The organism is Pseudomonas kielensis (genome assembly GCF_030505375.1).
Lineage (GTDB): Bacteria > Pseudomonadota > Gammaproteobacteria > Pseudomonadales > Pseudomonadaceae > Aquipseudomonas > Aquipseudomonas kielensis.
In genome coordinates this window covers 964585-988798 of the sequence record NZ_CP130043.1, presented here as the reverse complement: position 1 = coordinate 988798, position 24214 = coordinate 964585, and the positions used below count along the sequence as shown (strand labels likewise).

General features: G+C 60.9%; 21 protein-coding genes. 11 read left to right on the top strand and 10 right to left on the bottom strand.

What is annotated here, in order from left to right; all coding sequences use genetic code 11:
* Positions 1-202 precede the first annotated feature (202 nt).
* From adk to Q1W70_RS04915, 6 genes are all read left to right on the top strand, one after another.
* A complete protein-coding gene (gene adk, locus Q1W70_RS04940) occupies positions 203-850 on the top strand; it encodes an adenylate kinase (RefSeq protein ID WP_166588584.1) in 648 nt (215 codons plus the stop codon).
* Positions 851-943: 93 nt separating this feature from the next.
* Entirely contained in the window at positions 944-1618 is a 675-nt protein-coding gene (tsaB, locus tag Q1W70_RS04935) for a tRNA (adenosine(37)-N6)-threonylcarbamoyltransferase complex dimerization subunit type 1 TsaB (RefSeq protein ID WP_166588583.1), read from the top strand.
* A gap of 153 nt (positions 1619-1771) precedes the next feature.
* Positions 1772-2068 carry a hypothetical protein gene (locus Q1W70_RS04930; protein ID WP_166588582.1) on the top strand — a complete coding sequence of 99 codons (297 nt, stop codon included), beginning with the start codon at positions 1772-1774 and terminating at the stop codon, positions 2066-2068.
* Positions 2068-2928 carry a DUF72 domain-containing protein gene (locus Q1W70_RS04925; RefSeq protein ID WP_166588581.1) on the top strand — a complete coding sequence of 287 codons (861 nt, stop codon included), beginning with the start codon at positions 2068-2070 and terminating at the stop codon, positions 2926-2928. Before Q1W70_RS04930 ends, Q1W70_RS04925 begins: the two co-directional genes overlap by 1 nt.
* Before the next feature lie 34 nt (positions 2929-2962).
* Positions 2963-3784: an isocitrate lyase/PEP mutase family protein gene (locus Q1W70_RS04920; RefSeq protein ID WP_166588580.1), complete on the top strand. Its 822-nt coding sequence runs from the start codon at positions 2963-2965 to the stop codon at positions 3782-3784.
* 13 nt (positions 3785-3797) lie between these two features.
* Positions 3798-4499 carry an extensin-like domain-containing protein gene (locus tag Q1W70_RS04915; RefSeq protein ID WP_218585128.1) on the top strand — a complete coding sequence of 234 codons (702 nt, stop codon included), beginning with the start codon at positions 3798-3800 and terminating at the stop codon, positions 4497-4499.
* Between the two features lie 3 nt (positions 4500-4502).
* Here the strand turns inward: Q1W70_RS04915 and Q1W70_RS04910 are convergent, their stop codons facing one another.
* Positions 4503-5123, bottom strand: a complete 621-nt coding sequence (locus Q1W70_RS04910) for an energy transducer TonB (protein ID WP_166588579.1) — start codon at positions 5121-5123, stop codon at positions 4503-4505.
* A gap of 93 nt (positions 5124-5216) precedes the next feature.
* On the opposite strand from Q1W70_RS04910, the gene Q1W70_RS04905 reads away from it, so the two are divergent.
* Positions 5217-5999 carry a class I SAM-dependent methyltransferase gene (locus tag Q1W70_RS04905; protein WP_166588578.1) on the top strand — a complete coding sequence of 261 codons (783 nt, stop codon included), beginning with the start codon at positions 5217-5219 and terminating at the stop codon, positions 5997-5999.
* A gap of 34 nt (positions 6000-6033) precedes the next feature.
* Here Q1W70_RS04905 and Q1W70_RS04900 read toward each other — a convergent pair whose 3' ends face one another.
* Positions 6034-6669, bottom strand: a complete 636-nt coding sequence (locus Q1W70_RS04900; protein ID WP_166588577.1) for a TetR/AcrR family transcriptional regulator — start codon at positions 6667-6669, stop codon at positions 6034-6036.
* Between the two features lie 94 nt (positions 6670-6763).
* Here Q1W70_RS04900 and Q1W70_RS04895 point away from each other — a divergent pair, with 94 nt between their 5' ends.
* Positions 6764-7864 (top strand): efflux RND transporter periplasmic adaptor subunit, encoded by a 1101-nt coding sequence (locus Q1W70_RS04895; protein WP_166588576.1) that lies wholly within the window; start codon positions 6764-6766, stop codon positions 7862-7864.
* 6 nt (positions 7865-7870) lie between these two features.
* On the top strand, positions 7871-10930 hold the full coding sequence (locus Q1W70_RS04890) for an efflux RND transporter permease subunit (protein WP_166588575.1): 3060 nt from the start codon (positions 7871-7873) through the stop codon (positions 10928-10930).
* Between the two features lie 6 nt (positions 10931-10936).
* Here Q1W70_RS04890 and Q1W70_RS04885 read toward each other — a convergent pair whose 3' ends face one another.
* Positions 10937-11335 carry a YbaY family lipoprotein gene (locus tag Q1W70_RS04885; protein ID WP_166588574.1) on the bottom strand — a complete coding sequence of 133 codons (399 nt, stop codon included), beginning with the start codon at positions 11333-11335 and terminating at the stop codon, positions 10937-10939.
* 51 nt (positions 11336-11386) lie between these two features.
* A complete protein-coding gene (gene plsB, locus Q1W70_RS04880) occupies positions 11387-13888 on the bottom strand; it encodes a glycerol-3-phosphate 1-O-acyltransferase PlsB (protein ID WP_166588573.1) in 2502 nt (833 codons plus the stop codon).
* A gap of 248 nt (positions 13889-14136) precedes the next feature.
* On the opposite strand from plsB, the gene Q1W70_RS04875 reads away from it, so the two are divergent.
* Positions 14137-14346 (top strand): cold-shock protein, encoded by a 210-nt coding sequence (locus tag Q1W70_RS04875; RefSeq protein ID WP_095166762.1) that lies wholly within the window; start codon positions 14137-14139, stop codon positions 14344-14346.
* Positions 14347-14469: 123 nt separating this feature from the next.
* Here the strand turns inward: Q1W70_RS04875 and Q1W70_RS04870 are convergent, their stop codons facing one another.
* From Q1W70_RS04870 to Q1W70_RS04855, 4 genes are all read right to left on the bottom strand, one after another.
* A complete protein-coding gene (locus Q1W70_RS04870; protein WP_065932867.1) occupies positions 14470-14847 on the bottom strand; it encodes a hypothetical protein in 378 nt (125 codons plus the stop codon).
* Between the two features lie 84 nt (positions 14848-14931).
* Positions 14932-15741, bottom strand: a complete 810-nt coding sequence (locus tag Q1W70_RS04865; RefSeq protein WP_166588572.1) for a putative RNA methyltransferase — start codon at positions 15739-15741, stop codon at positions 14932-14934.
* Positions 15741-16892, bottom strand: coding sequence for a succinyl-diaminopimelate desuccinylase (gene dapE / locus Q1W70_RS04860; protein ID WP_166588571.1), 1152 nt, complete (start codon positions 16890-16892; stop codon positions 15741-15743). The genes Q1W70_RS04865 and dapE overlap by 1 nt, the downstream gene beginning before the upstream one ends.
* A 198-nt stretch (positions 16893-17090) precedes the next feature.
* Positions 17091-19682: a glycosyltransferase gene (locus Q1W70_RS04855; RefSeq protein ID WP_302098652.1), complete on the bottom strand. Its 2592-nt coding sequence runs from the start codon at positions 19680-19682 to the stop codon at positions 17091-17093.
* Positions 19683-19901: 219 nt separating this feature from the next.
* Between Q1W70_RS04855 and tcdA the strand changes: the two genes are divergently transcribed.
* Positions 19902-20714, top strand: a complete 813-nt coding sequence (gene tcdA / locus Q1W70_RS04850) for a tRNA cyclic N6-threonylcarbamoyladenosine(37) synthase TcdA (protein WP_166588569.1) — start codon at positions 19902-19904, stop codon at positions 20712-20714.
* A 23-nt stretch (positions 20715-20737) separates the two neighbouring features.
* Here the strand turns inward: tcdA and Q1W70_RS04845 are convergent, their stop codons facing one another.
* Positions 20738-22465, bottom strand: a complete 1728-nt coding sequence (locus Q1W70_RS04845) for an ATP-binding cassette domain-containing protein (protein ID WP_166588568.1) — start codon at positions 22463-22465, stop codon at positions 20738-20740.
* Positions 22462-23652 carry a YcaO-like family protein gene (locus tag Q1W70_RS04840; RefSeq protein WP_302098651.1) on the bottom strand — a complete coding sequence of 397 codons (1191 nt, stop codon included), beginning with the start codon at positions 23650-23652 and terminating at the stop codon, positions 22462-22464. The genes Q1W70_RS04845 and Q1W70_RS04840 overlap by 4 nt, the downstream gene beginning before the upstream one ends.
* Positions 23653-24214: the final 562 nt, after the last annotated feature.

The following is a 24214-nucleotide window of genomic DNA, read 5'->3' as shown; positions in this document are numbered from 1 at the left end:
TTATGGGGTTGCGACTTGTAATACCTCGTCGCAACGGCTGGGCCGGCGCGGGTTCCTCCGACTTTCGGCGGCTTGTGTGGGCCGTGCCTGCTGTGTATCTTGATCAGCCTTTGGCCGTTTGGGCGGCCCACGACCCTATTCTGAGATTGGCCCCACGCGGCGAATCCGATCGTTTATAAATAAGAAATTGAGGAGCACATCGATGCGCGTCATTCTGCTGGGAGCTCCCGGGGCCGGTAAAGGTACTCAGGCTAAGTTCATCACCGAAAAATTCTCCATTCCGCAGATCTCCACCGGCGACATGCTGCGTGCGGCGGTCAAGGCTGGCACCGAGCTGGGCATCAAGGCCAAGAGCATCATGGATGCCGGTGGCCTGGTCTCCGACGACCTGATCATCGCCCTGGTCAAGGACCGTATCGCCCAGCCGGATTGCGCCAACGGTTTCCTGTTCGACGGTTTCCCGCGCACCATTCCGCAGGCTGAAGCACTGGTCAGCGAAGGCGTCGAGCTGGACCACGTAGTGGAAATCGCTGTCGACGACGAAGAAATCGTCCAGCGTATCGCCGGTCGTCGTGTCCACGAAGCCAGCGGCCGCGTGTACCACACCGTCTACAACCCGCCAAAACTGGCTGGCAAGGACGACATCACTGGCGAAGAGCTGGTGCAGCGCAAAGACGACACCGAAGAAACCGTGCGTCATCGCCTGTCGGTCTACCACGATCAGACCAAGCCTTTGGTAGCGTTCTACCAGAATCTCGCGGCTGCCCAAGGCAAGCCGAAGTACAGCCACATTGCAGGCGTTGGTTCGGTTGAAGCCATCACCGGCAAGGTGCTTGAAGCACTGAGCTGATAAAGCTCACTGGCTTTACGTTCAACGGCCCGCTTGCGGGCCGTTGTTGTTTATACTGACGAACTTTTTTCTACGACGCTGACGGAAACATCGATGAGTACCTTGCTGGCCCTGGACACCGCGACTGAAGCTTGCTCCGTTGCCTTGCTGCATGACGGCAAGGTAACCAGCCATTACGAGGTGATCCCGCGGCTGCATGCGCAAAAGCTGCTGCCGATGATCCAGCAATTGCTGGCCGAGGCCGGCACCACCTTGCAGGCGGTCGATGCGATTGCCTTCGGGCGTGGGCCTGGGGCGTTCACCGGCGTACGGATTGCCATTGGCGTGGTCCAGGGCCTGGCGTTTGCCCTGGATCGTCCGGTGTTGCCAGTGTCCAACCTGGCCGTGCTGGCGCAGCGCGCGTTGCGTGAGCACGGCGCGACCCAGGTGGCGGCCGCCATCGATGCCCGCATGGATGAAGTCTATTGGGGTTGCTACCGCGAAACCGCCGGTGAAATGCGTCTGGTCGGCGCCGAGGCCGTGTTGCCACCGGAAGTCGCGGCGTTGCCCGCTGATGCTGCGGGTGACTGGTTTGGCGCCGGTACCGGTTGGGGGTATGCCGAGCGCATAGCCGTCAGCCTGAGTGGCCAGGACGCCGGCATGCTGCCCCACGCCCAGGACTTGCTGAGCCTGGCGCGGTTCGCCTGGGAGCGTGGTGAAGCGATTGTGGCTGACAACGCCCAGCCGGTTTACCTGCGCGACAAAGTGGCGACGCCCAAGGCCCGTTAAGCCTGGGTCAGCGGCTGTCATTGCAGCCAATCGTCAGTTTCCAGCCCGGGCTTTTAAACCTTTTGCCTTTTATGTGTTCTAGTTATCACTTGGCAGTTTGCGCGTCGCAGTAAGTGCCGCTAAATTGCCATCATTGATAACGAGTTTATCTCTATGCGCGTAGACGGTTTTTCCTCGCAGTCCTATCCCATCCCCCGCAAGCCTCGCAAAGGCAGTGCGACGGTGGACGAGTCCGTCCTGGACCACGACGATGAACCGCAAGTGCCCTCTGAAGAGCAACTGGCCGCCCGCGCCGCACAGCGCCAGAGCAACCTGCCCGCGCGCCCGCAAGACCTGCTCTACCACCGCGCCATGAGCCGGCATGTCTCCCTGGCCCTGGCCAGCTACCTGAGTACCGCCGCTTTCGTCGATTGGGACATGGAAGTGCTGGGTCTCGACCTGCACATCTGATGTCGCTGCCGTATTTCCTCGGCTGCCCGTCCTGGAGCGAAAACGCCTGGCGCCAGTACCTGTATCCGCAAGACGCCCGTCCCAACCAGTTCCTCGAACTGTATTCCCAGGTATTCAACGCCGTTGAAGGCAACACCACCTTCTATGCGCGCCCGGCACCGGCGACGGTGGCGCGCTGGGCGCAAACCATGCCCGCGCACTTTCGTTTCACCGCCAAGTTCCCCAGCGATATCAGCCACGGCGGGGACCTGCGCGAGCACCTGACGGCCGCGGAGTCCTTCGTGCAATTGCTCAGCCCGCTGGGTGAGCGGGTGGCGCCGTACTGGCTGCAGCTGTCGAAGGCCTTCACCCCGCAACGCTTGTCGGAACTGGCGGGGTTCATCGACGGTTTGCAGCAGCCCCTGGCGGTGGAAGTGCGGCATCGGGATTTTTTTGCCAAGGGCGACGCCGAGCGCCAGCTCAATCGCCTGCTGCTGGCGCGTGGCGTGGAACGGATCTGCCTGGACCCGCGCGCGCTGTTCAGTTGCACCTCGCGCGACCCTGGGGTCCTGCATGCGCAGTCGAAGAAACCCAATGTGCCGACTCGCCCGGCAGCGTTCACCCAGTGCCCGCAGGTGCGCTTCATCGGTCATCCGCTGCTGCTGGCCAATGATCCGTTCCTGACGCCCTGGGTCGAGAAAATCGCCCAGTGGATCGAAGAGGGACGCACGCCGTACATCTTCCTGCACACCGCCGACAACCTGCAGGCAGCCGCCTTGGCACAGCACTTTCATGCCCGATTGATGACGCGTTTGCCTGGCTTGCCGGCGCTGCCTGAGCTATACAGAGAACCCGCCGCGGAGCAGCTTGGGTTGCTCTGACGACGGGCCAATCCCCCGCGACAGGAGAGAGCCAATGGCAACGCAGATCTTCAAAGCCCAAGCGTTCAAAGCCTTGCACGAAGGTCCCGGGACCTTTGTGATCCCCAACCCCTGGGATGCCGGCTCGGCCAGGATGCTGGACAGCCTGGGTTACCAGGCGTTGGCGACCACCAGTGCCGGTTACGCGTTTTCCATGGCCCGCCCCGACGGAGCGCTGAAGCTTGAGGACACCCTGGCCAACGTCCGGGCGATAGTCGCGGCCAGTGACTTGCCGGTTGCCGTGGACCTGGAGAACGGTTTTGCCGATGACCCTGCGCTCTGCGCCGAAAGCCTGCTGCGTGCCGCCAGTGCCGGGGCCGTCGGTGGTTCCATCGAAGACGCCACGGGCCGCGAAGACGGCCCCATTTACTGCTTCGAGCATGCCGTGGCGCGCATCGAAGCGGCGGTGGCGACCGCACGCAGCCTGCCATTCCCCTTCACCTTGACCGCCCGCGCGGAGAACTACCTGCACGGCAACCCAGACCTGGCCGACACCATCCGCCGCCTGCAGGCGTTTGCCGAGGCGGGCGCCGATGTGCTGTATGCCCCCGGCCTGCGTACGGCCGCTGAGGTGCTGGCGGTGGTGCAGGCGGTGGCGCCCAAACCGGTCAACGTCCTGATGTCCGGGGGGCTCAAGCTCAACGTGGCGCAACTCAGCGAGATGGGGGTCAGGCGCATCAGCGTCGGTTCGGCCATGGCCTTGGCGGCCTATGGCGAGTTCTTCCGCGCCGCCCGGGAGATTCAGGAGCATGGCACCTTTGGCTTCACCGAGCGCTCGATGCCGTACGCGCAGGCCAATCAACTGTTCAAGGGCTGACTGACGGGGCGTGATGGTGAAGTGGCTGAAAGTCCTGGCACTGTTGTCATTGTTGGTGGGGGCTGTGATGTTCGGCGTCTGGCGTGGCTGGATTGCAGTGCCTGCGGCATGGAATCCCTGGGCGCCGCTGGATGTGCAGGCGGCGCCGAACCTGCTGACGCGCTACAAGCTGATGCGCCTGCGTGATAACCCGACACTCTGTGACCAGGTACTCGCCACTTCTGGCCTTAAGTTCAGCCGCCAGGCGGACAGCCCGGTCGATGCGGCCTGCCCGTTGCACAACACCTTGCGTGTGCAAGGTGGCGAGGTGGCGCTGAGCAGCAGCTTTCTCGCCAGTTGCCCCTTGGCGGTGGCCTTTGCCCTGTTTCAGCGCCACGCGCTGCAGCCGGCGGCTCAGGCGGTCTACGGCCAGGCGGTGACGCGGGTCGATCACCTGGGCAGCTTTGCCTGCCGCAATATGTACAACCGGGAAAAAGCCGCACGCAGCCAGCACGCCACGGCCAACGCCCTGGACATTGCCGGTTTTCGCCTGGCCGATGGGCGCACTGTCAACGTGCTGCGGGACTGGCCACAGGACAACACCGATGCGCGGTTTTTGCGCCAGGTGCGCGATGACGCCTGTGAGGTATTCAACGTCGTGCTGAGCCCGGACTATAACGCCGCCCATCGCAATCATTTTCACCTGGATGCGGGGCCCTGGTGGGTGTGTCGCTGAGACTCAGGCGGCGATGCGCAGGTTGTGCAGGACGATCGGTCGTGCCCAGCGCGTGTCGAAGTCCAGTTGCTTCTGCTGTTCGACCAGTTCTTCCGGTGGATAGGGCGGGGCAGGCGGCGGCAACAGTTGCAGTTCGAACTCGGCGATCGGCAGGAACAGCGCCCGTGGTTGCGGAGCTGGCGATGGGGGTGGCAGGGGTTGGCCGGCGGTGAGCACCAGCGGGCGCAGCCACTCCCGGTCGAAGTCCTGTTGCGCTTGCTGGGCGACGATCTCGTCAGCCGGGAAGGGCGGGGCTGGCGGGTCCAGCAGTTCCATTTCGAATTCGGCAATCGGCAGGAACAACGGCTCGGGCGGGCGGATCTCGGTATCGACGACGTCGCATGCGCGCTGGCAGACGATTTCGTTGAGCAGCTCGGTGCCGCCTGCGGGCTCAATCGGACCGTCAATGGCAACGGGCGTGTAGTCGCCCGCCGCCGGTACCCGGTCACCCAACTGATCGGCCAGGGCCTGGGCAAAAAAATCCTGCCACAGGTGACTGACGCCGCTCAGTGTTTGGGTGTTGTGCCGGCTGTATTCGCGGTAAGGCGAAATAAACCCGGCGGGTACGTGTTGAATGTCTGACATTTTTCTCGGTCGACGCTCAGCTCTGGCAAAATGCTCGATAGTTTGGTTATCGGCCGTTTTTGCCGATCATTAATTTTTTGAGTGTGTTTTCTGATGAGTGAGCAACCTGCGGCCAGCCGCATCAAAGTCCAGGCCCTGGCGGATGGCTTTCAGGCGCAAGCCTTGCATTGGGCCGAGTGCCTGGGCCTGCCGCTGCAACTGGACGATGCCGAGTTCGCCCTGCAAGTGGGTGAGCAGGGCCTGCAGTTGCAGCAACTGGGGCCGGATGCGCCGGGTCCGGTGCGGGTGGACTTTGTCGAAGGTGGCGCGGCCCATCGTCGGTTGTACGGTGGCGGCAGTGGACAGATGATCGCCAAGGCGGTGGGCGTTGCCCAGGGCGTGCGCCCCAGGGTGCTGGATGCCACGGCGGGGCTGGGCAAGGACGGTTTTGTGCTGGCGAGCCTGGGCTGTGAAATCAGTCTGATCGAGCGCCAGCCGTTGATTGGCGCTTTGCTCGAGGACGGTCTGGCCCGGGCGGCAGAAGATTTCGAGGTGGCGCCGATTGTCGCGCGGATGCGCTTGCTCAAGGGCAATTCGATCGAGCTGATGCGCAACTGGGAAGGCGAGCCACCGCAGGTGATCTACCTCGATCCGATGTTCCCACACCGTGAGAAAACCGCATTGGTGAAAAAGGAGATGCGCCTGTTTCGCCCGTTAGTGGGAGACGACGCGGATGCCCCGGCCCTGTTGGAAGCCGCCCTGGCCCTGGCCAGCCACCGGGTCGTGGTCAAACGCCCCCGCAAGGCCCCCTGCATCGCCGGGCCGAAGCCGAGTCATGCGCTGGATGGCAAGTCCAGCCGGTATGACATCTACCCGAAAAAAGCCCTCAAGTCGTAAGCTGCAAGCTACATGGCTTGCAGCTTGTAGCCACCTAGGGCCTGTACGCCCGCATAAACAACCCCACCACTTCCTGCACATGGGCTTCGGCCGCCTCACCGATGGGCGGCTCGCCGCAGCCGTAGAGCAGACGGAAATTCCCCGCGCCCTTGAGCAGGCAAAAGAAGTGTTCGGCGGCATTGCGCGGCTTGTCGATGCGCAAGGCCCCCAGTTGGTCGATCTTGCCCAGCAAGCGCTCCATGCCGTTGAGCATCCGTTGCGGACCGGCGTTGAAGAAGATCAGCGAGAGCTTCGGGTCCTGGCTGCCCAGGGCCATGATCAGGCGGTGCAGGTTGACTGATTCATCGCTGTTGATCAGTTGATGAAAACCCCGGGCGATGTTCAGCAATACATGTTCTACCGGCATGCCGTCGGGCAATTCGAAGTACAGGTTAGGCACTTGCTCTTCGCACTTGGCCATGACCGCGGCACTGAACAGCGTCTCCTTGTCATTGAAGTGGCTGTAGACGGTCAGTTTTGATACGCCGGCCTCAGCCGCCACCGCGTCCATGCTGGTGCTCGAATAACCGTTGCTCAGGAACAGGCGCTTGGCTGCCTCGAGGATCGCTTCGCGCTTGGCGAGATCTTTTGGGCGGCCCGGGCCGTTGGAGGGAGAAAGAGTGTCGGACATTTTTCGCTTTTAATACTGGACTGGTGAGTTTGCTATTAATAACATACCGCCCAGTATAATTATTCCAAGCACCATTAGCGAAAGGTCGCTCACCATGTTCCGCTATGCCTTGCCCCTCGCGTTGCCAGTCAGCCTGGCGCTGTTATTAACGGCATGCGGTCACGAAGAGCCGGTGCAGGCCACCGTACGCCCGGCCATGGTGGTCCAGCCAGAGCCTTCGGCTCAGGCGCTGGACAGCTACCCCGGTGAAGTCCGCGCGCGTTATGAGCCGGACCTGGCCTTTCGCATCGGTGGCAAAGTCAGCCGACGACTGGTCGACGAAGGGCAACGGGTCAAGGCCAACCAGGCACTGGCCGAGCTCGATCCCGAGGACGTGCGCCTGCAACTGGACGCAGCCCGGGCCCAGGTCGCGGCGGCAGCGGCCAACCTCAACCTGGTACGCGCCGAACGCGACCGGTACAAGACCCTGATGGAGCGGCAGATGGTCAGCCGCTCGCAGTACGACAATGCCGAGAACCTCTACCGCTCCGGTGAAGCACGCCTCAAGCAAATCAAGGCGGAGTTCGACGTGGCCAGCAATCAGGCCAGCTATGCGGTGTTGCGCGCGCCCCAGGATGGGGTCGTGGCCAAGCGCGCAGTGGAAGTCGGGCAAGTGGTGGGCGCCGGGCAAACGGTCTTTACCCTGGCCACCGATGGCGAGCGTGAGGTCCTGATCAGTCTGCCGGAGCAGCATTTTGGCCGGTTCAAGGTCGGCCAGCCGGTCACGGTCGAACTCTGGACCCAACAAGGCCAGCGATTCGCCGGCACGATTCGCGAGCTGTCGCCCGCCGCCGATCCCAAGTCGCGGACCTTCGCGGCGCGTATCACCTTTACCGCCGGCAAGGTCCCGGCCGAACTTGGGCAAAGCGCCCGGGTGTTCATTCAGAGCGCCGATGCCGTTGCGCTCACCGTGCCGCTTTCGGCGCTCACGGCCGAGAACGGTGCCACCTATGTCTGGGTCGTGGGTGCCGACAATAAACTGAAAAAAGCCCCGGTGCGGGTCGGCGCGTTCGGCGAAAAAACCGTGCCGGTGCTCGAAGGCTTGAACCCCGACGACTGGGTCGTGGCGGCCGGGGTGCATGTGCTCCTTGAAGGCCAACAGGTGCGACCGGTGGATCGCTCCAACCGCGTAGTCAATCTGGCGGGCAAGGAGTAATACTCAATGGGTTTCAATCTTTCCGCATGGGCGTTGCGCAATCGCCAGATCGTACTGTTTCTGATGATCCTGCTGGCCGTCGTTGGCACCCTGTCCTACACCAAGCTGGGGCAGAGCGAGGACCCGCCGTTCACCTTCAAGGCCATGGTGATCAAGACCAATTGGCCTGGCGCCACCGCCCAGGAGGTATCGCGCCAGGTCACCGAACGCATCGAGAAGAAGCTGATGGAAACCGGCGAGTACGAGCGCATTGTCTCGTTCTCCCGCCCCGGCGAATCCCAGGTGACGTTCATTGCCCGCGACTCGATGCACTCCGAGCAGATTCCCGATCTGTGGTACCAGGTGCGCAAGAAGGTCAGCGACATTCGCCAGACCCTGCCCCCAGGCATCCAGGGGCCATTCTTCAACGATGAATTCGGCACCACCTTCGGCAATATCTATGCGCTGACCGGCGAGGGGTTTGATTACGCGGTGCTCAAGGATTATGCCGACCGCATCCAGATCCAGCTGCAACGGGTCAAGGATGTCGGCAAGGTCGAGCTGCTCGGACTGCAGGACGAGAAGATCTGGGTCGAGCTGTCCAACGTCAAGCTCGCCACCCTGGGCTTGCCCCTGGCCGCTGTGCAGCAGGCGCTGGAGGAGCAGAACGCGCTGTCCAACGCCGGCTTCTTTGAAACCGGCAGCGAGCGCCTGCAACTGCGGGTCACGGGCAACTTCGAGACGGTGGAGCAGATCCAGCGGTTTCCAATCCGGGTCGGCGACCGGACTTTCCGGATTGCCGATGTGGCCGACGTGCATCGCGGGTTCAACGATCCACCGGCGCCGCGCATGCGCTTTATGGGCGAGGATGCCATCGGCCTGGCAGTGGCCATGAAGGACGGCGGCGACATCCTGGTACTGGGCAAGGCCCTGGAACTGGAATTCGAGCGCATCCAGAACAACCTGCCGGCCGGCATGCAACTGCGCAAGGTTTCGGATCAGCCGGCGGCGGTGAAAACCAGTGTCGGTGAATTCGTGCAGGTGTTGGTCGAAGCGCTGGCGATTGTCCTGCTGGTGAGCTTTTTCTCGCTGGGTGTGCGCACCGGCATGGTGGTTGCCCTGGCGATTCCCCTGGTGCTGGCGATGACTTTTGCCTGCATGTATTACCTGGGCATCGGCCTGCACAAGATTTCCCTGGGCGCGCTGGTGCTGGCCCTGGGGCTGCTGGTGGACGACGCGATCATCGCCGTGGAAATGATGGCGATCAAAATGGAGCAGGGCTACGACCGCTTCAAGGCCGCCAGCTATGCCTGGACCAGCACCGCCTTCCCGATGCTCACCGGCACCTTGATCACCGCAGCCGGCTTCCTGCCGATCGCCACGGCGCAATCGGGGACCGGCGAATACACCCGCTCGATCTTCCAGGTGGTGACCATTGCGTTGCTGGCGTCCTGGGTGGCAGCGGTGGTGTTCGTGCCGTACCTGGGCGAGAAGCTGCTGCCAGACCTGGCGAAGCTTCACGCGGCCAAGCACGGCGCCGGCCAGCCCGACCCTTACGGCACGCCGTTCTATCAACGGGTCCGGCGGTTGGTGGAGTGGTGCGTGCGCCGGCGTAAAACAGTGATCGCGCTGACCGTCGTGCTGTTCGTGGCCTCGGTGGTGCTGTTCCGGTTTGTCCCGCAGCAGTTCTTCCCGGCCTCCGGCCGCCTGGAGCTGATGGTCGATCTGAAGCTGGCCGAAGGTGCCTCGCTGAGCAATACCACCGCCGAGGTCAAGCGCCTGGAGGCATTGGTCAAGGAACACGCCGGCATCGAGAACTACGTGGCCTACATCGGTACCGGTTCGCCGCGCTTCTACCTGCCGCTGGACCAGCAATTGCCGGCGGCAAGCTTTGCCCAGTTCGTGGTGCTGGCCAATACCATCGAGGAGAGAGAGAACCTGCGCAGCTGGCTGATCGAAACCCTCAACGAGCAGTTCCCGGCATTGCGCTCACGGGTGACGCGCCTGGAGAACGGCCCGCCAGTGGGGTACCCGGTGCAGTTCCGGGTGACCGGCGAGCACATCGAGGAGGTGCGTGCCCTGGCCCGCAAAGTGGCGGCCAAGGTGCGCGAGAACCCCCATGTGGTCAATGTGCACCTGGATTGGGAAGAGCCGAGCAAGGTGGTGTACCTCAATGTCGACCAGGACCGGGCTCGGGCGCTGGGCGTGAGCACCGCCAACCTGTCGAAGTTTTTGCAAAGCTCGCTGACCGGCTCCAGCGTCAGCCAGTACCGTGAAGACAACGAGTTGATCGAAATCCTCTTGCGCGGCACCTTGCAGGAGCGCAGCGAACTGTCGCTGCTGTCGAGCCTGGCGGTACCGACCGACAACGGTAAAAGCGTGGCGCTGTCCCAGGTGGCGACCCTGGAATACGGCTTTGAAGAGGGGATCATCTGGCACCGCAACCGCTTGCCCAACGTGACAGTGCGCGCTGACATCTATGGCAAAGAACAGCCGGCCACCCTGGTCAAGCAGATCCTGCCGACCCTGGAGCCGATTCGTGCCGAACTGCCTGACGGCTATCTGCTGGATGTCGGCGGCACGGTGGAAGACTCGGCCCGTGGCCAGAACTCGGTGAAGGCCGGTGTGCCGTTGTTCATCGTGGTGGTGCTGACCTTGCTGATGCTGCAACTGCGCAGCTTCTCGCGCACCATCATGGTGTTCCTGACGGCACCGCTGGGGTTGATCGGTGTCACCCTGTTCCTGATCGTGTTTCGCCAGCCGTTCGGGTTCGTGGCGATGCTGGGCACCATCGCCCTGTCGGGGATGATCATGCGTAACTCGGTGATTCTGGTGGACCAGATCGAACAGGACATTCGGGCTGGCCTCAAGCCCTGGCAGGCGATCATCGAAGCCACGGTGCGGCGTTTCCGGCCCATCGTGCTGACGGCGCTGGCCGCCGTGCTGGCGATGATCCCGTTGTCGCGCAGCGTGTTCTTCGGCCCGATGGCGGTGGCCATCATGGGCGGTCTGATCGTCGCCACGGCCCTGACCCTGTTGTTCCTGCCGGCACTGTATGCGGCGTGGTTTCGGGTCAGGAAGGAGTAAACGGACTCAGCGCACGGCGTCGACGCGCACTTGCAGCGGTTGTGGATCCTTGCCATCGAGCTGCACGGCGTGATGCTCGGTGGTGATGAACAGCAACTTGCCGTCGTTTTCGATCCGCGCGCTCACCGAGTAGCGGTGGCCAGGTTCAACTTGCAGAGGGTCATAGCTGAGGTGGAACTTCAGGGGGACCTGGCCTTGAACCGGGCCTTTCTGTTCGTCGATCACCCGGGCCGGTGCATCGGCGAGGGACACGTCCTGCAGGCTGACACTCAAGGTCGCCGTCGGCGGCAATGCGATGCGCTGCAGGTAGAAGACTTCCCCGTCCAGGGATGCCTTGGGTTCGGAGGAGGGCGTCTGGCAAGCGGTGAGTAAGACGGCGGCGGCGAGCAGGGTGAGTTTTTTCATCACGGTTCTCCGTAGCGAGGACACCAGCACACGGCTGGCGCCCTGATTGATTTAGACGGTGGGTGGCGGTGCCGGTTGATCGGCGGCATCTTCACTGCGATGCAGCGCGACCTGGCGGATCGACAGGCGAATTTCCGCAGGCAACACACGTTTGGCCGCGCCTTCGGCCAGCTCACCCAATAACTCATGATGGCTGAGTTTGCCGGCTTCGTCGCGCCGCAGCACATCGAGGTCGAGCAGGGTCTGGATGAAGTGGCGGAACAGGCTCTTGTCGAAGAACTCGGGGGCGTTGAGGCCGTGCAGGATCGACAGGCGCTGGGCCATGACGGTGCACAGGTCTTCCAGCTCTTCGGCGCTGAGGGTGTTCTGGCCGCTGTTGAGCAGCAGCGAGATGGCCATGTAGAAGCGCTGCAGGGTCTGGGCGATGCTCTTGGACAGCAGGGTCAGCAACACGAAATGCCGCGAGCTGGGGGCCGGCCGCAGGTACACATCGTTTTCCAGGCGCAGCAGGCCTTGCTCGACAAAGGCTTCGAGCCACTGGTCGATCACCGCGTCCAGTTCGTCCAGCGACCAGCGAATGAACAACTCCGATTGCAGGTACGGGTACAGCGCACGGGTGTAGCGCAGGATCTGTTCGCGGTTCATCCGCGAGGCGCTCTGGAAGAAGCTGGCGAGCAGCGCCGGCAGGGCGAAGATGTGCAGCACGTTGTTGCGGTAGTAGGTCATCAGGACGGCGTTCTGCTCATCCAGATAGAGGATCTTGCCCAGCGCATCGTTTTGCTCGGACAGCAGGTCCATGTCCTTGACGTGTTCGATCAGCGCGCGGCCGTCGCCTTCGGGCAAGGTGGTGTGCGGCGAGTAGGGTACGCGGCGCAGCAGGGCCAGGTACAGGTCGAGCACCCGCGCCATCGCCCGATCGTCCAGCGCCAGGCGGCTGGTGGAGAGCAATGCCAGGGCCACCAGGTTGACCGGGTTGATCGCCGCTGCTTCGTTGAGGTGACGCGCTACACGTTCGCCCAGGCGGTTGGTGGTTTCGTTGAGCCAGGCGGGCTTGAACTGCGGGCCCAGGTCCTGGCTGCGCCAGTCCGGTTGCTCGCTGTCGAGGAACTCGGCCAGTTTGATCGGTTCGCCGAAGTTCACCGCGACCTGGCCGAAGCGCTGCTTGAGCGCGCCGATGACTTTGAAGATGTCGAAGATCGACTCTTTCTTCTTGCTCGCGCCCCGCAGTTCGCCCAGGTAGGTGCGGCCTTCCAGCACCCGTTCATAGCCGATGTACACCGGCACGAAGACGATGGGCATGCGCGACGAACGCAGGAAGCTGCGCAGGGTAATGGCCAGCATCCCGGTCTTGGGTTGCAGCATGCGCCCGGTGCGCGAGCGCCCGCCCTCGACGAAGTACTCCACCGGGAAGCCCTTGGTGAACAGGGTGTGCAGGTATTCGTTGAATACCGAGGTGTAGAGCGGGTTGCCCTTGAAGGTACGACGCATGAAAAACGCCCCGCCACGGCGCAGCAGGCCACCGATCACCGGCATGTTGAGGTTGATCCCGGCAGCGATGTGCGGCGGGGTCAGGCCGTTGCGAAACAGCAGGTAGGACAGCAACAGGTAGTCGATGTGGCTGCGATGGCACGGCACGTAGATCACTTCGTGACCCTGGGCGACCTTCTGCACGCCTTCGATGTGGTTGACCTTGATCCCGTCGTAGATCTTGTTCCAGAACCAGCTCAGCACCACTTCCAGAAAGCGGATCGCGGTGTAGGTGTAGTCCGAGGCAATCTCGTTGCCGTAACGCAGGGCCTGGGCCTTGGCTTTTTCCGGCGAGATGTTCTCGCGCTCGGCTTCGTCGAGGATCGCCTGCTTGACCAGCGGTTGGTTGAGCAGGCCCTTGACCAGGTTGCGGCGGTGGGAAATATCCGGGCCGATCACCGCGGCCTTGAGGTTGCGAAAGTGCACCCGCAGGATGCGCTGGGCCATGCGCACGGTGCGCTCATGGCCCTTGTTGTGGTCGATCAGCTCGCGCAAGTGAATCGGTGCGGAGAACTGCACCCGGGTCTTGCGTCCCAGGATCATGATGCTCAGCAGGCGACGCAGGCGGCCGGTGACGGCCCAGCTGTCGGCGAACAGCAATTTCCACGGGCTCGATTCGCTGTCTGGCGACTGGCCCCAGAACACGCTAACGGGAATGATCTGCGCGTCTTCGGCGGCGTTCTGGCTCAGGGCGCTGACCAGGCGGGTCAGGGTTGGCGGTGCGCCGCGCTTGTCCTGGCGGCCGAGCCAGTCCGGCTCCGGCGTCAGGTAGAAGAACGCGGCCGGCTCCAGCAGGTTACCCACCGACACCGGCAGCACCGGACGCGGCAAGCCGGCCTTGGTGCACTCGGTGTCGAGCACGGCCAGGTCGGTCAGTGAGGGGTTTTGCAGGACGTAGAACACCGGGCGACTGCGGTCGAGGTTGAGGGTAAAGGACGACTGGTTGATCGTCTCCGAGCGGACCCAGAGGTACAACAGTCGGCGCAAGGTGCCAAACACTAGACGGCGGAGCGGGGAGCGGGTCATACGGCTTCTGCTTTGAGTTGGATAAACCGAGCAGGTGCTCGGGGCCGCTAGTGTGCCGTATTCGTCGAAAATCGGCAAAAAGGTGGCGAAGTATTGTTGAGTTGAGAGTTTTTGTGGCTGGCATATACTCGGCCAGCCGTTTGCCACTATCGACCCGGATGCTTACCCATCGTCGAGCCGTGGCAAACGTACTGCAGGCTTGTCCTGGAGCAGGCCGACTTAATAATAAAAAACGGGAGTACTGATTGATGGCAACGCGCGAGACCGGCAACGTGAAGTGGTTCAACGACGCCAAGGGGTATGGCTTCATCCAGCGTGAGGGAGGGGCGGATGTGTTCGTGCACTACCGCGCGATTCGTGGCGAAGGCCACCGCTCGCTGGTCGAGGGCCAGCAAGTGGAATACGCCGTGGTGGATGGGCAGAAGGGGTTGCAGGCTGAGGACGTGGTAGGGCTGTAAGCTCAGGTCTTCAGTGCACGCAAAACCAGTGTGGGAGCGGGCTTGCCCGCGAAAGCGGTTTGGCACTCACATCAATGCTGGATGTGCCACCGTCTTCGCGGGCAAGCCCGCTCCCACAGGTGATTAAGCAGTTTTCCAGGTGATCTCTTCTTCACCGTCAGCGCTGATGCGCATCCAGCGATCAGCCGATTCTTCACCTTCTTCCTCGACCCAAGTCCCCGGTGCGCAGCGCACTTCGACGTTCAGTGCGGCAAACGCGGCGCGGGCGCAGGCGATGTCGTCGTCCCAGGGGGTCTGGTCGCTTTCCAGGTACAGGCTGTTCCACTTGCCCACGGCTTTTGGCAGCCAGGTCACAGGCACGTTGCCGGCCTTGCACTTGTAGGTCTGGCCTTTCTGGACCCAGTCGGTGCAAGGGCCCAGCGCAGCGCCGAGCCAGGCAGCGATGGCCTTGTAGTCGACGTCGGCGTCTTTGAGGTAAATCTCGATATCGGGTTGGCGCATGGATATTCCTCACGGCAGGTTTCGAAAAATCCATTCGCGGATTTAGCCGGCCCACGCCTGTGGCGAGGGCCAAAAGTTAAAGGGTTATTGCAGCACGAAGTAATCGTAGCGCATCGACACACTGACCTCGAACGGCTCGGCCTGTTCGATCACCGCCGCCCGGCGTTCAGCGCTGGCGCGCCAGCCATGGGGGGTCATGGCCAGCAGGTTGGCGCGATCCTGGGGGAGTACCAGGTTCAGTTTGAAGTCCAGGGTCTCGCTGTGTTGCAGGGTCATACCTTGCGGCACCAGCGCCAGGTGCTTGTCATCGGTGTACTCACGGACTTCGTCGTACAGACGCTCACGCAATTCCATCAGGTGACCACTGGTCGGGCCGACTTTCATCAGGCCGCCGCCAGGGCTGAGCAGGCGCTTGGCCTCCTGCCAGTCGAGCGGGCTGAAGACGCTGGCCAGGAACTGGCAGCTGGCATCGGCCAACGGCACCCGGGCCATGCTGGCGATCAACCAGGTCAGCTGTGGATTGCGCTTGCAGGCGCGCTTCACGGCTTCGCGGGAGATGTCCAGGGCATAGCCCTCGGCGGCGGGCAGGGCCGCGGCGATCTGCGCGGTGTAGTAACCCTCGCCACAGCCGATATCCAGCCAGCGTTGCGGCGCGCGTTCGGCGGCCAGCTCGGCCAGGCGCCTGGCCACCGGGGCGTAATGCCCGGCGTTGAGGAAGTCGCGACGGGCTTCGACCATGGCCTGGTTATCGCCGGGGTCCCGGCTGTTCTTGTGCTGCACCGGCAGCAAGTTCAGGTAACCCTGGCGGGCGCGGTCGAAACGGTGCCCGGCCGGGCACGTCACACCGTTGTCGACTGTGCTCAGCGGCGCGCTGCAGATAGGGCAGGCCAGCATCAGGCGAGCAACTTGATCAGGGTCTGGTAGTAGATTTCAGTCAGCACATCAAGGTCGCTGGCCAGGACTCGCTCGTTGACTTGGTGGATCGTCGCGTTGACCGGCCCGAGCTCGACCACCTGGGTGCCCATGGTGGCGATAAAACGCCCATCCGAGGTGCCGCCGCTGGTGGAGGCGTGGGTGTCGCGACCGGTGATGTCCTTGATGCTCGAGGCCACGGCATCCAGCAGGGCGCCGGGCTCGGTGAGGAACGGCAGGCCGGACAGGGCCCAGTCGATGTGCCAGTCCAGGCCATGCTTGTCGAGGATCACGGCGACCCGCTGTTGCAGGCCTTCAACGGTGGACTCGGTGGAGAAGCGGAAGTTGAACACCGCCACCAGTTCGCCGGGGATCACGTTGGTCGCGCCGGTGCCGGAGTTGACGTTGGAAATCTGGAAGCTGGTCGGCGGGAAAAAATCGTTGCCGTGATCCCAGTGCTCGGCGGCCAGTTCGGCCAGGGCCGGGGCGGCGAGGTGGATCGGGTTCTTCGCCAGGTGCGGGTAGGCCACGTGGCCTTGCACGCCGCGCACGGTCAGCTTGGCACCGAGGGAGCCACGGCGACCGTTCTTGACCACGTCACCCACCAGGGTGGTGCTCGACGGCTCGCCAACGATGCACCAGTCCAGACGCTCCTTGCGCGCAGCCAGGCGCTCGACCACAGCCTTGGTGCCGTGGTGCGCCGGGCCTTCCTCGTCGCTGGTGATCAGGAAGGCAACCTTGCCCTTGTGGTTCGGGTAGTCGGTGACAAAACGTTCGGCCGCCACGGTCATCGCCGCCAGGCTGCCTTTCATGTCGGCCGCGCCACGCCCGCAGAGCATGCCGTGCTCGTCGATCAAGGCGTCGAATGGGTCGATCTGCCAGGCCGCCACCGGACCGGTGGGCACAACATCGGTGTGACCGGCGAAGCACAATACCGGACCTTCCTGCTGACCGTGGGTGGCCCAGAAGTTATCCACATCTTCGATGCGCATCGGCTCCAGCAGAAAACCGGCATCGCCCAGACGCTGCATCATCTGCTTCTGGCAATCGGCATCGAGCGGCGTCACGGACGGACGACGAATCAGGTCGATGGCAAGTTGGAGGGTCGGCGAAAGGTCGGCGTGGGCCGTCATGTAAGACTCCGGAAGATCTTAATGTGGGGGCGAGCTTGCTCGCGATAGCGCAACCAGCCTCAACATAGAGGTTGAATGTGACGGACTCATCGCGAGCAGGCTCGCTCCCACAGCAATTGTGGTCAGGGCGCGCAAAATGGCGGATATCTTAAAGCAAAACGGCGACCATTGGCCGCCGTTTAGTGCATCGGTACAGATTTAGACCGCTGGTTGAGTTTCAGCCTTGGCCGCAGGTTTTGGCAACGACGACAGGAAGGCCATGATCAGCGCCGCCAGGTACGGCAGCGACTGCACCAGCAGCATGGTCACCCAGAAGCGCATGTCGTTGCTCGGCAGGCCTTGTACCAGGCAGATCCCCAGCGCCGCGCCCCACAACAGCAGCATGATGAACATTTCCTCGCGGGCCTCGGAAATCGCCAGCCAAAAACCGTGGCTATCGGCATTTTTCGGGGTGCGGATAAACGGAATGCTGCTGGTGAAGAAGCCGTACAGCACCGCCTTGGCGATGGTGTGGGACAACGCCAGGCCAGCCAGCGCCGCGCAGAACGCATCCTTGAGGTTGACCCCCACCGCCCGACGGTAGAGGAAGATGATCTTGCCCACCTTGAACACGAACAACGCCAGGGGCGGGATCGCGAAAATCAGCAGCGGTGGGTCGACCCGGTGCGGCACGATGATCATCGCCGCCGACCACAACAGGGCGCCCACGGTGAAGAAGATGTTCATGCCGTCGGCCACCCACGGCAGCCAGCCCGCGAGGAAGTGGTAGCGCTGGCCACGGGTCAGCTCGGTGTCCTTGCCACGGATCAGGCTGGCGGTGTGACGCTTGATAATCTGGATCGCGCCGTAGGCCCAGCGGAAGCGCTGTTTCTTGAAGTCGATAAAGGTATCGGGCATCAGGCCCTTGCCGTAGCTGTCGTGGTAGTACGCCGCCGACAGGCCTTTCTCGAACACCCGCAGACCCAGCTCGGCGTCTTCGCAGATGCACCAGTCGGCCCAGCCGAGTTCGTCGAGCACGGTACGGCGGGTCATGGTCATGGTGCCGTGCTGGATGATCGCATCGCGGTCGTTGCGCGTGACCATGCCGATATGGAAGAAGCCCTTGTATTCGGCGTAGCAGAGCTTCTTGAAGGTGCTTTCGTTCTGGTCGCGGTAGTCTTGCGGCGATTGCACGATGGCGATTTTCGGATCGGCGAAGTGCGGCACCATGTGCTTGAGCCAGTTGGGGTGCACGCAGTAGTCGGAGTCGATCACCGCGATCACTTCGGCGTCCTTGGCGGTGTGCGGCAGCAGGTAATTCAGCGCGCCGCCCTTGAAACCGGACAGGGGCGCGACGTGGAAGAACTTGAAGCGCGGGCCGAGGGTGGCGCAGTAGTCCCGCACCGGCTCCCAGACGGCCGGGTCCTTGGTGTTGTTGTCGATGATCAGGACTTCAAAGTCCGGGTAATCGAGGTTGGCCAGGGCATTGAGGGTCTGTTTGACCATCTCCGGCGGCTCGTTGTAGCAGGGCACGTGAATCGACACTTTGGGGCGGTAGTTCGAATCACCCAGCACCGGCAGGAACTCGCGCCGGCGTTTGTGGATCCACACCGCCTCGGCCAGTTCGTGGGCTTCGGTGAGCAACACGATAAACACCCCCAGGGCACCGAGGGCGAGCAGGAAACCCACCGTCAGGCTGAACCAGGTGCTGTATTGCTGGCTGTAGTCGTAGCCGATCCACACCAGCACCGAACCGCAGAGGAACGCGATGAAGGTCAGGAAGGTACGACCACGCTGGCGCAGGGCCGAGCCGTCGATCATCAACAGGGTCAGGGACAGCAGCGCCAGGACCACGGAGCCGATGGCCAGCACTCGCCATTGAGGGATCGCGACGACCGGGCCTTCAAAGTTGAATTTCTGCTGGCGCGCGGCGTTGAATACGCCCCAGTAGGCGCCCACCGAGCCTTCATCGCTGGCTTTCCACGGCTGGTCAAACGCTTCGATCACGAAGTAGTTGAAGCCCTGGCGGTTGAGCTTGTTGACCAGGGTGCGCAGGTAAATCGCCTGGTCAGCCGGCGTGGCATCGGCACCGCCGCGCATGCGGCCGTTGCTTGGCCAGCCCACTTCGGAGAGCAGCAGCGGTTTTTTCGGGAACATCTTCTTCAGGTCGCGGGCGCGGTCCAGGACGAACTGGCCTGCCTGGTCCACCGGCACGAACTCCCAGTAGGGCAGGACGTGGGCGGCGATCAGGTCGACGTGCTTGGCCAGCATCGGGTTTTCTTCCCAGACGTGCCATTGCTCGGAGGTGGTCACCGGGACTTTGACTGCGGCGCGCACTCGATCAAGGATCACGCTGAGCTGCTCGGCGGTGATTTCCTTGCGGAAAATCGCTTCGTTGCCGACCACCACCCGCACCACGCTGCGCGAGCTGTTGGCAATCTCGATGGCCCGCAGGATTTCCCGTTCGTTGCGTTCCAGGTCCGGGCTGATCCAGATACCGAGGGTCACGCGCAGGCCAAACTCTTCCGCCAGCTTGGGAATGTCGCCCAGGGTGCCGTCGACGGAGTAGGTGCGGATGTTATCGGTCAGCTTGCTCATGATTTCCAGGTCACGACGCATTTCTTCGTCGGACGGAAACTGGTTTTTCTGCGGGTACTGGCCTTGCTGGAACGGCGAGTAGGAAAAACCGGAGATCTGCTCTGGCCAGTTGGGGGTCGTGACCGGGCGGTTGATCAGCGCCCAGAAACCGGTGAACAGCGCGGCGATCGCCAGCACTACCACCAGGTTGAGTCCAAATTTACGCGATGACATAGCTATTTCGGGTTCCAAAAGGTGCGGAACGAGGGGGTGGTCGGCTTACCGCCAAAGGGCGCGCATCCTACACTGGGCCTTCACTGACCGTATAGCAGACAGGGAAATGCCGGACATTGGGCAATCTACTTTCACATTAGTTCTTACACTTGTAGCCAGAAGGTTAAAACTTGTCGGCCCGTGGCCCTATAATGCGCGCCGGTTTTTAGGGTAGTGGTCATGAGTACAGAAGATCCGCGGTTTGCTGGCATCGCCCGCTTGTATGGCATTGAAGGCCTGGCCCGGTTGCGCGCGGCCCACGTGGCGATAGTCGGCGTCGGTGGCGTCGGTTCCTGGGCGGCAGAAGCCATCGCCCGTTGCGGGGTGGGCGAGATATCCCTGTTCGACCTCGACGACGTCTGTGTGAGCAACGCCAATCGGCAGTTGCACGCCCTGGACAGCACGGTGGGCAAACCCAAGGTCGAGGTCATGGCCGAGCGCCTGCGCGGGATCAACCCCGAGTGCACGGTGCACGCGGTGGCGGACTTCGTCACCCGCGAGACCATGGCCGAGTACATCACCCCGGACATCGACTGCGTGATCGACTGCATCGACAGCGTCAACGCCAAGGCCGCGCTGATCGCCTGGTGCAAACGTCGCAAGATCCAGATCATCACCACCGGCGGCGCTGGCGGGCAGATCGACCCGACGCTGATCCAGGTCTGCGACCTGAACCGCACCTTCAACGACCCGCTGGCCTCAAAAGTGCGCTCGACCCTGCGTCGCGACTACAACTTCTCCCGCACCGTGACCCGCCACTACAGCGTGCCGTGCGTGTTCTCCACCGAGCAACTGCGCTACCCCAAACCCGATGGCAGCATCTGCCTTCAGAAAAGTTTTGTCGGCGACGGCGTGAAACTGGACTGCGCTGGCGGCTTTGGCGCAGTGATGATGGTGACCGCGACCTTCGGCATGGTGGCGGCGACCAAGGCGGTGGACAAGATTGTGGCGGGTGTGCGGCGGCCGGCGGATCGGGCCAAACCACAGGTATAAAGGCTTACAGAGTGGGGCGAAGACTAGCGCGGGGGGGCTGTCAGACCGCTGCGCGCCGCAACGTCGCTCAACAGTGCCTTGACGACAGCCTTGTCCGACAGATCGCACCATGGGCCGTCGTCAACGATCGAACCGTCATGCATGACGATGACGCGATCAAAGCGGTGCAAGTGCTCCACATCATGGGTGACACAAATCAGTCCGCGCTTGGTAAAGGTGGCGAATAACAAATCCCACACGGGTGTGGCCAGTTTCGGCTCAATCGACGCGCTGGGCTCGTCAAACAGATTGAACCGCCCTGGCCGGTTGATCAGGCGCAGCAGTGACAGCCGTTTGGCTTCCCCTCCTGAAATGTTCGATGCGTTTTCCGTCAGACAACGCTCGGATACGACCTCTTCAAGCTTCAGTTGTTGAATCGCGTGCTTGAGACCCGGTGATGGGGTAATACCGAACAGGACCGCTCTGGCAAAGATGCCCTCAAGAAACTGCGGTGACTGGGGGCAGTACCGCACAAGCGTCAAGTGGGTCTGGGCATTGAGACGGGAAAGCGCCACCTCGTCGATGCTTAGCTGCTCCCTCGCCAGTACATTCAAACCCGCCAGTGCTTCGAGCAAGGTGGATTTCCCCGCGCCACTGGGGCCGATGATGGCAACCGATTGGCCCTGGGTGAACGCGATACGGTTGTTGATGGACAGCCGGACGGCCTCGTTGTCTCTCACAACTACAGGGCCTAGTACCAGTGTCGAGGGTGCGAGGGGATTGAGGTCGGCCCCTCGAGTGTCGTCATCGAAGTTTGGCAGCGAGAGCAAGTGCTGGAAGCGGCGCTGGTCAGCGAGAAACTGATCAAGGACCCGATAACCTTCGGTCAAGGCAGTGATGTTGAGTAAAAAACTACCGGCAATGGAAAAGGTCGCCACCAACTGACCGACGCTGATGCTGGGCTCGCCCGACAATTGATCGAGGACGCCCCAGGCGAGCAATCCGCCCATGGAAACGCTCACAAACAAGGTTTTTACCCCGCTCAACACCCCACCTGAGCTTGCGACGGTTACAGCCGCCCCGGCATAGCGCTTGAACGCATGGTTCAGCGGCGCAGTTGCGGTGTGCTCGGCACGCTCCAGCTTTATCGTCTTGGCGCTGCTCAGGGTATTGAACAGCACGGCGCTGAGTTCATCCTCTTGCTCATTGACGGCATCAATATGTTTTCTGCGCCATCGGATGATCCGATGGGCGACAAACAGATAGACGATGCCCAAGCTGGCCATGGCGAAAAAGATACCTGCGCCCCCCATGTAGATAAAAGCCCCTGCGACGATCAGGAACTCGAGACACAGAGGGAATCCGATGGTCACAAAGAAGGTCAGCAGTTGTTCATGCGCGGTAATTCCCCGTTCGACCGACTTTATAAAGTGTCCGATACGCCACGCGCTGAACTGCAGGAATTCCTTGCGCATTAATTGGGAGATCCAGTGGATGGATGCGTCTTTCACTACTTGCTGGACCAATTTTGATAAGAAAACTGTTTGTAATGGATTGATAAGTGCCTGGATGCAGCCGGCTAGTGTAAAGGCTGTAGTGAGATATAGGAGTGTACTTAGAGGCGATGGGGCTTCACTGCCTAAAATGTCGATAATTTTACCTAGTAATAGTGGCGGTATTAGTGCTATGACCTTTAACGCTATTATTGCAATTGTCGTTGATGTGAGTAGTGTTGAGTGATTTTTACAGGCTGATTTAATTAGGGTCTTCATAGGGTGCCTGCTGGTGCTTGCCGAAGTATAGCTTGAGGAGCAACCCAAGACCCATTTCTAATTAGATTGAAGCGTTCTAGTCCCGGGACATATGCTTGGCAAACGATACCGTCGTCTGAGTGTCGAGAAATTATTCTATGGTATATAGTTTTTCCAGAGGCTATCAGGTTGTTTTCTAATGTTCTAAGTTGTAGTGGAACGCTTGTGTTGAAGTTTATTGAAGGCAAATCCAGTGTTGGGAGTCTGAGGTGTGTTGCAGGCTCGAAGTCAATTAAGTGTCTCAGTATTTTTGATCTGCTCAGGAAGTCTAACGATCTGCGGTCGACTATCTCTTGTGTGTCGTCATATAGAGTGTGTACTTGATGTTGTTCTGTGACAGCCCTTTGAACGGCAGTGCAGATATCCAACGAGCAACCTGAGCCGATCGGTGAAATATGAAAATCTCCAGGGCCGTATTTAGGTATCGCAACAGAGAAGTAAATATTCATCACGTCTTTTATGATGATTATTTGTAGCTGCTCAGCTAACGAAAGCGCGTGGGGGGTGCTCTCTAGCGCTTTCGTGAGCAATGCCTTCGAGGGGCTATACAATTTCAGGGACGGACCGATTGTGCAGACTGCCATAAAAAAGCAAGACAGAATGTGTCTTTCAATGACCTCATTGGCTCCGTGCAGAATTGCCTCGGCTTTGGTGCAACCAAATGCAATCCCCGAGTTGGATGAGTAGCGAGACAGGAATTGCATGTTTGGATCTTCACCGTCCCATGAGTCTTTCTCTATGGTTGGGCAAAGAATAATACTCGGAATGTAAAGCGTCTCTGCATTGTCTAGGGTTGTAAGTTTGAACGCTTCTATTGGTCCTGCTCTATATGGAAGGCCTGTTAAAAGTCCATCATGCTCAGCTCCTTTTTGTGTGGCGATTAACTCGCAATTTTGATTGAGTGCTTGGCCTTTGTTTCGCTGGAATGTACTGAAGTGTTCAATGCTTTCAGCTAGCGCTCCAGTAAGTGAGTCGGGTCCTTTTCCAGCTCCCGATTGTATGTGTTTGTTGTTCTCGTCAACGAGTTCTGCGGTTGCTACTAGTTTGTGTTCGTCAGTGTAATGTGTTTTCGAGCGAAGGTTCAGTGATTGAATGATTTTTTTGATTTTTGCTAGCGCAATAGCGGGGGGGAATTCTCTTTCAGACATAAGTAACCTCGTGAGGCTGCGAGTGCCGAAAGGGTGTCCTTTCGGCACTGGTTACTGGTACCGCGCAGTGAGTATCAGATTATCAGGAAAGCAAAGAATTTTTCTTCGCTTTTCAGGAATCCACCTGATCTCCCCATTGCCTGTGGGATTTCATCCCCTGGGACTATTTCGGTACGTCTTTTACCCATGATGTTGACTCCTTTTTGATAAAGGCGGTGCTTGTGAGTAAGCCCCGCACTTGCGTTGATTTTGCGCAAGTGAGTTATTAATGCTTTCGCCGAATGTTTTTTCAATCAAAAAGTGTTGCGAAACTTCCCGTGCAAGTGTGGGTTTATTCCTACGGGTGGGTGGGGGTAAAACGTTTATATTTTTTGTTTTTGTTTTTGTTTTTGTTGAGGTTTTTGATTTTATTGCGTTGTGTCAGCGGCTTGCGATGTTTAATAAGTTTGAGGGTGTGAATTATTCGGGGCTCCATTTAGGTCTGAACATGTCCATGCATACCGCCAATAGGTGTCGGGCGGACGAAAGCAGCAGAATTTCGTTCTGGTGCTGAAGAAGTTTC

Coding starts and splice junctions, on each gene's coding strand:
- adk (WP_166588584.1), top strand. CDS start 203: ATGCGCGTCATTCTGCTGGGAGCTCCCGGGGCCGGTAAAGGTACTCAG.
- tsaB (WP_166588583.1), top strand. CDS start 944: ATGAGTACCTTGCTGGCCCTGGACACCGCGACTGAAGCTTGCTCCGTT.
- Q1W70_RS04930 (WP_166588582.1), top strand. CDS start 1,772: ATGCGCGTAGACGGTTTTTCCTCGCAGTCCTATCCCATCCCCCGCAAG.
- Q1W70_RS04925 (WP_166588581.1), top strand. CDS start 2,068: ATGTCGCTGCCGTATTTCCTCGGCTGCCCGTCCTGGAGCGAAAACGCC.
- Q1W70_RS04920 (WP_166588580.1), top strand. CDS start 2,963: ATGGCAACGCAGATCTTCAAAGCCCAAGCGTTCAAAGCCTTGCACGAA.
- Q1W70_RS04915 (WP_218585128.1), top strand. CDS start 3,798: ATGGTGAAGTGGCTGAAAGTCCTGGCACTGTTGTCATTGTTGGTGGGG.
- Q1W70_RS04910 (WP_166588579.1), bottom strand. CDS start 5,123: ATGTCAGACATTCAACACGTACCCGCCGGGTTTATTTCGCCTTACCGC.
- Q1W70_RS04905 (WP_166588578.1), top strand. CDS start 5,217: ATGAGTGAGCAACCTGCGGCCAGCCGCATCAAAGTCCAGGCCCTGGCG.
- Q1W70_RS04900 (WP_166588577.1), bottom strand. CDS start 6,669: ATGTCCGACACTCTTTCTCCCTCCAACGGCCCGGGCCGCCCAAAAGAT.
- Q1W70_RS04895 (WP_166588576.1), top strand. CDS start 6,764: ATGTTCCGCTATGCCTTGCCCCTCGCGTTGCCAGTCAGCCTGGCGCTG.
- Q1W70_RS04890 (WP_166588575.1), top strand. CDS start 7,871: ATGGGTTTCAATCTTTCCGCATGGGCGTTGCGCAATCGCCAGATCGTA.
- Q1W70_RS04885 (WP_166588574.1), bottom strand. CDS start 11,335: ATGAAAAAACTCACCCTGCTCGCCGCCGCCGTCTTACTCACCGCTTGC.
- plsB (WP_166588573.1), bottom strand. CDS start 13,888: ATGACCCGCTCCCCGCTCCGCCGTCTAGTGTTTGGCACCTTGCGCCGA.
- Q1W70_RS04875 (WP_095166762.1), top strand. CDS start 14,137: ATGGCAACGCGCGAGACCGGCAACGTGAAGTGGTTCAACGACGCCAAG.
- Q1W70_RS04870 (WP_065932867.1), bottom strand. CDS start 14,847: ATGCGCCAACCCGATATCGAGATTTACCTCAAAGACGCCGACGTCGAC.
- Q1W70_RS04865 (WP_166588572.1), bottom strand. CDS start 15,741: ATGCTGGCCTGCCCTATCTGCAGCGCGCCGCTGAGCACAGTCGACAAC.
- dapE (WP_166588571.1), bottom strand. CDS start 16,892: ATGACGGCCCACGCCGACCTTTCGCCGACCCTCCAACTTGCCATCGAC.
- Q1W70_RS04855 (WP_302098652.1), bottom strand. CDS start 19,682: ATGTCATCGCGTAAATTTGGACTCAACCTGGTGGTAGTGCTGGCGATC.
- tcdA (WP_166588569.1), top strand. CDS start 19,902: ATGAGTACAGAAGATCCGCGGTTTGCTGGCATCGCCCGCTTGTATGGC.
- Q1W70_RS04845 (WP_166588568.1), bottom strand. CDS start 22,465: ATGAAGACCCTAATTAAATCAGCCTGTAAAAATCACTCAACACTACTC.
- Q1W70_RS04840 (WP_302098651.1), bottom strand. CDS start 23,652: ATGTCTGAAAGAGAATTCCCCCCCGCTATTGCGCTAGCAAAAATCAAA.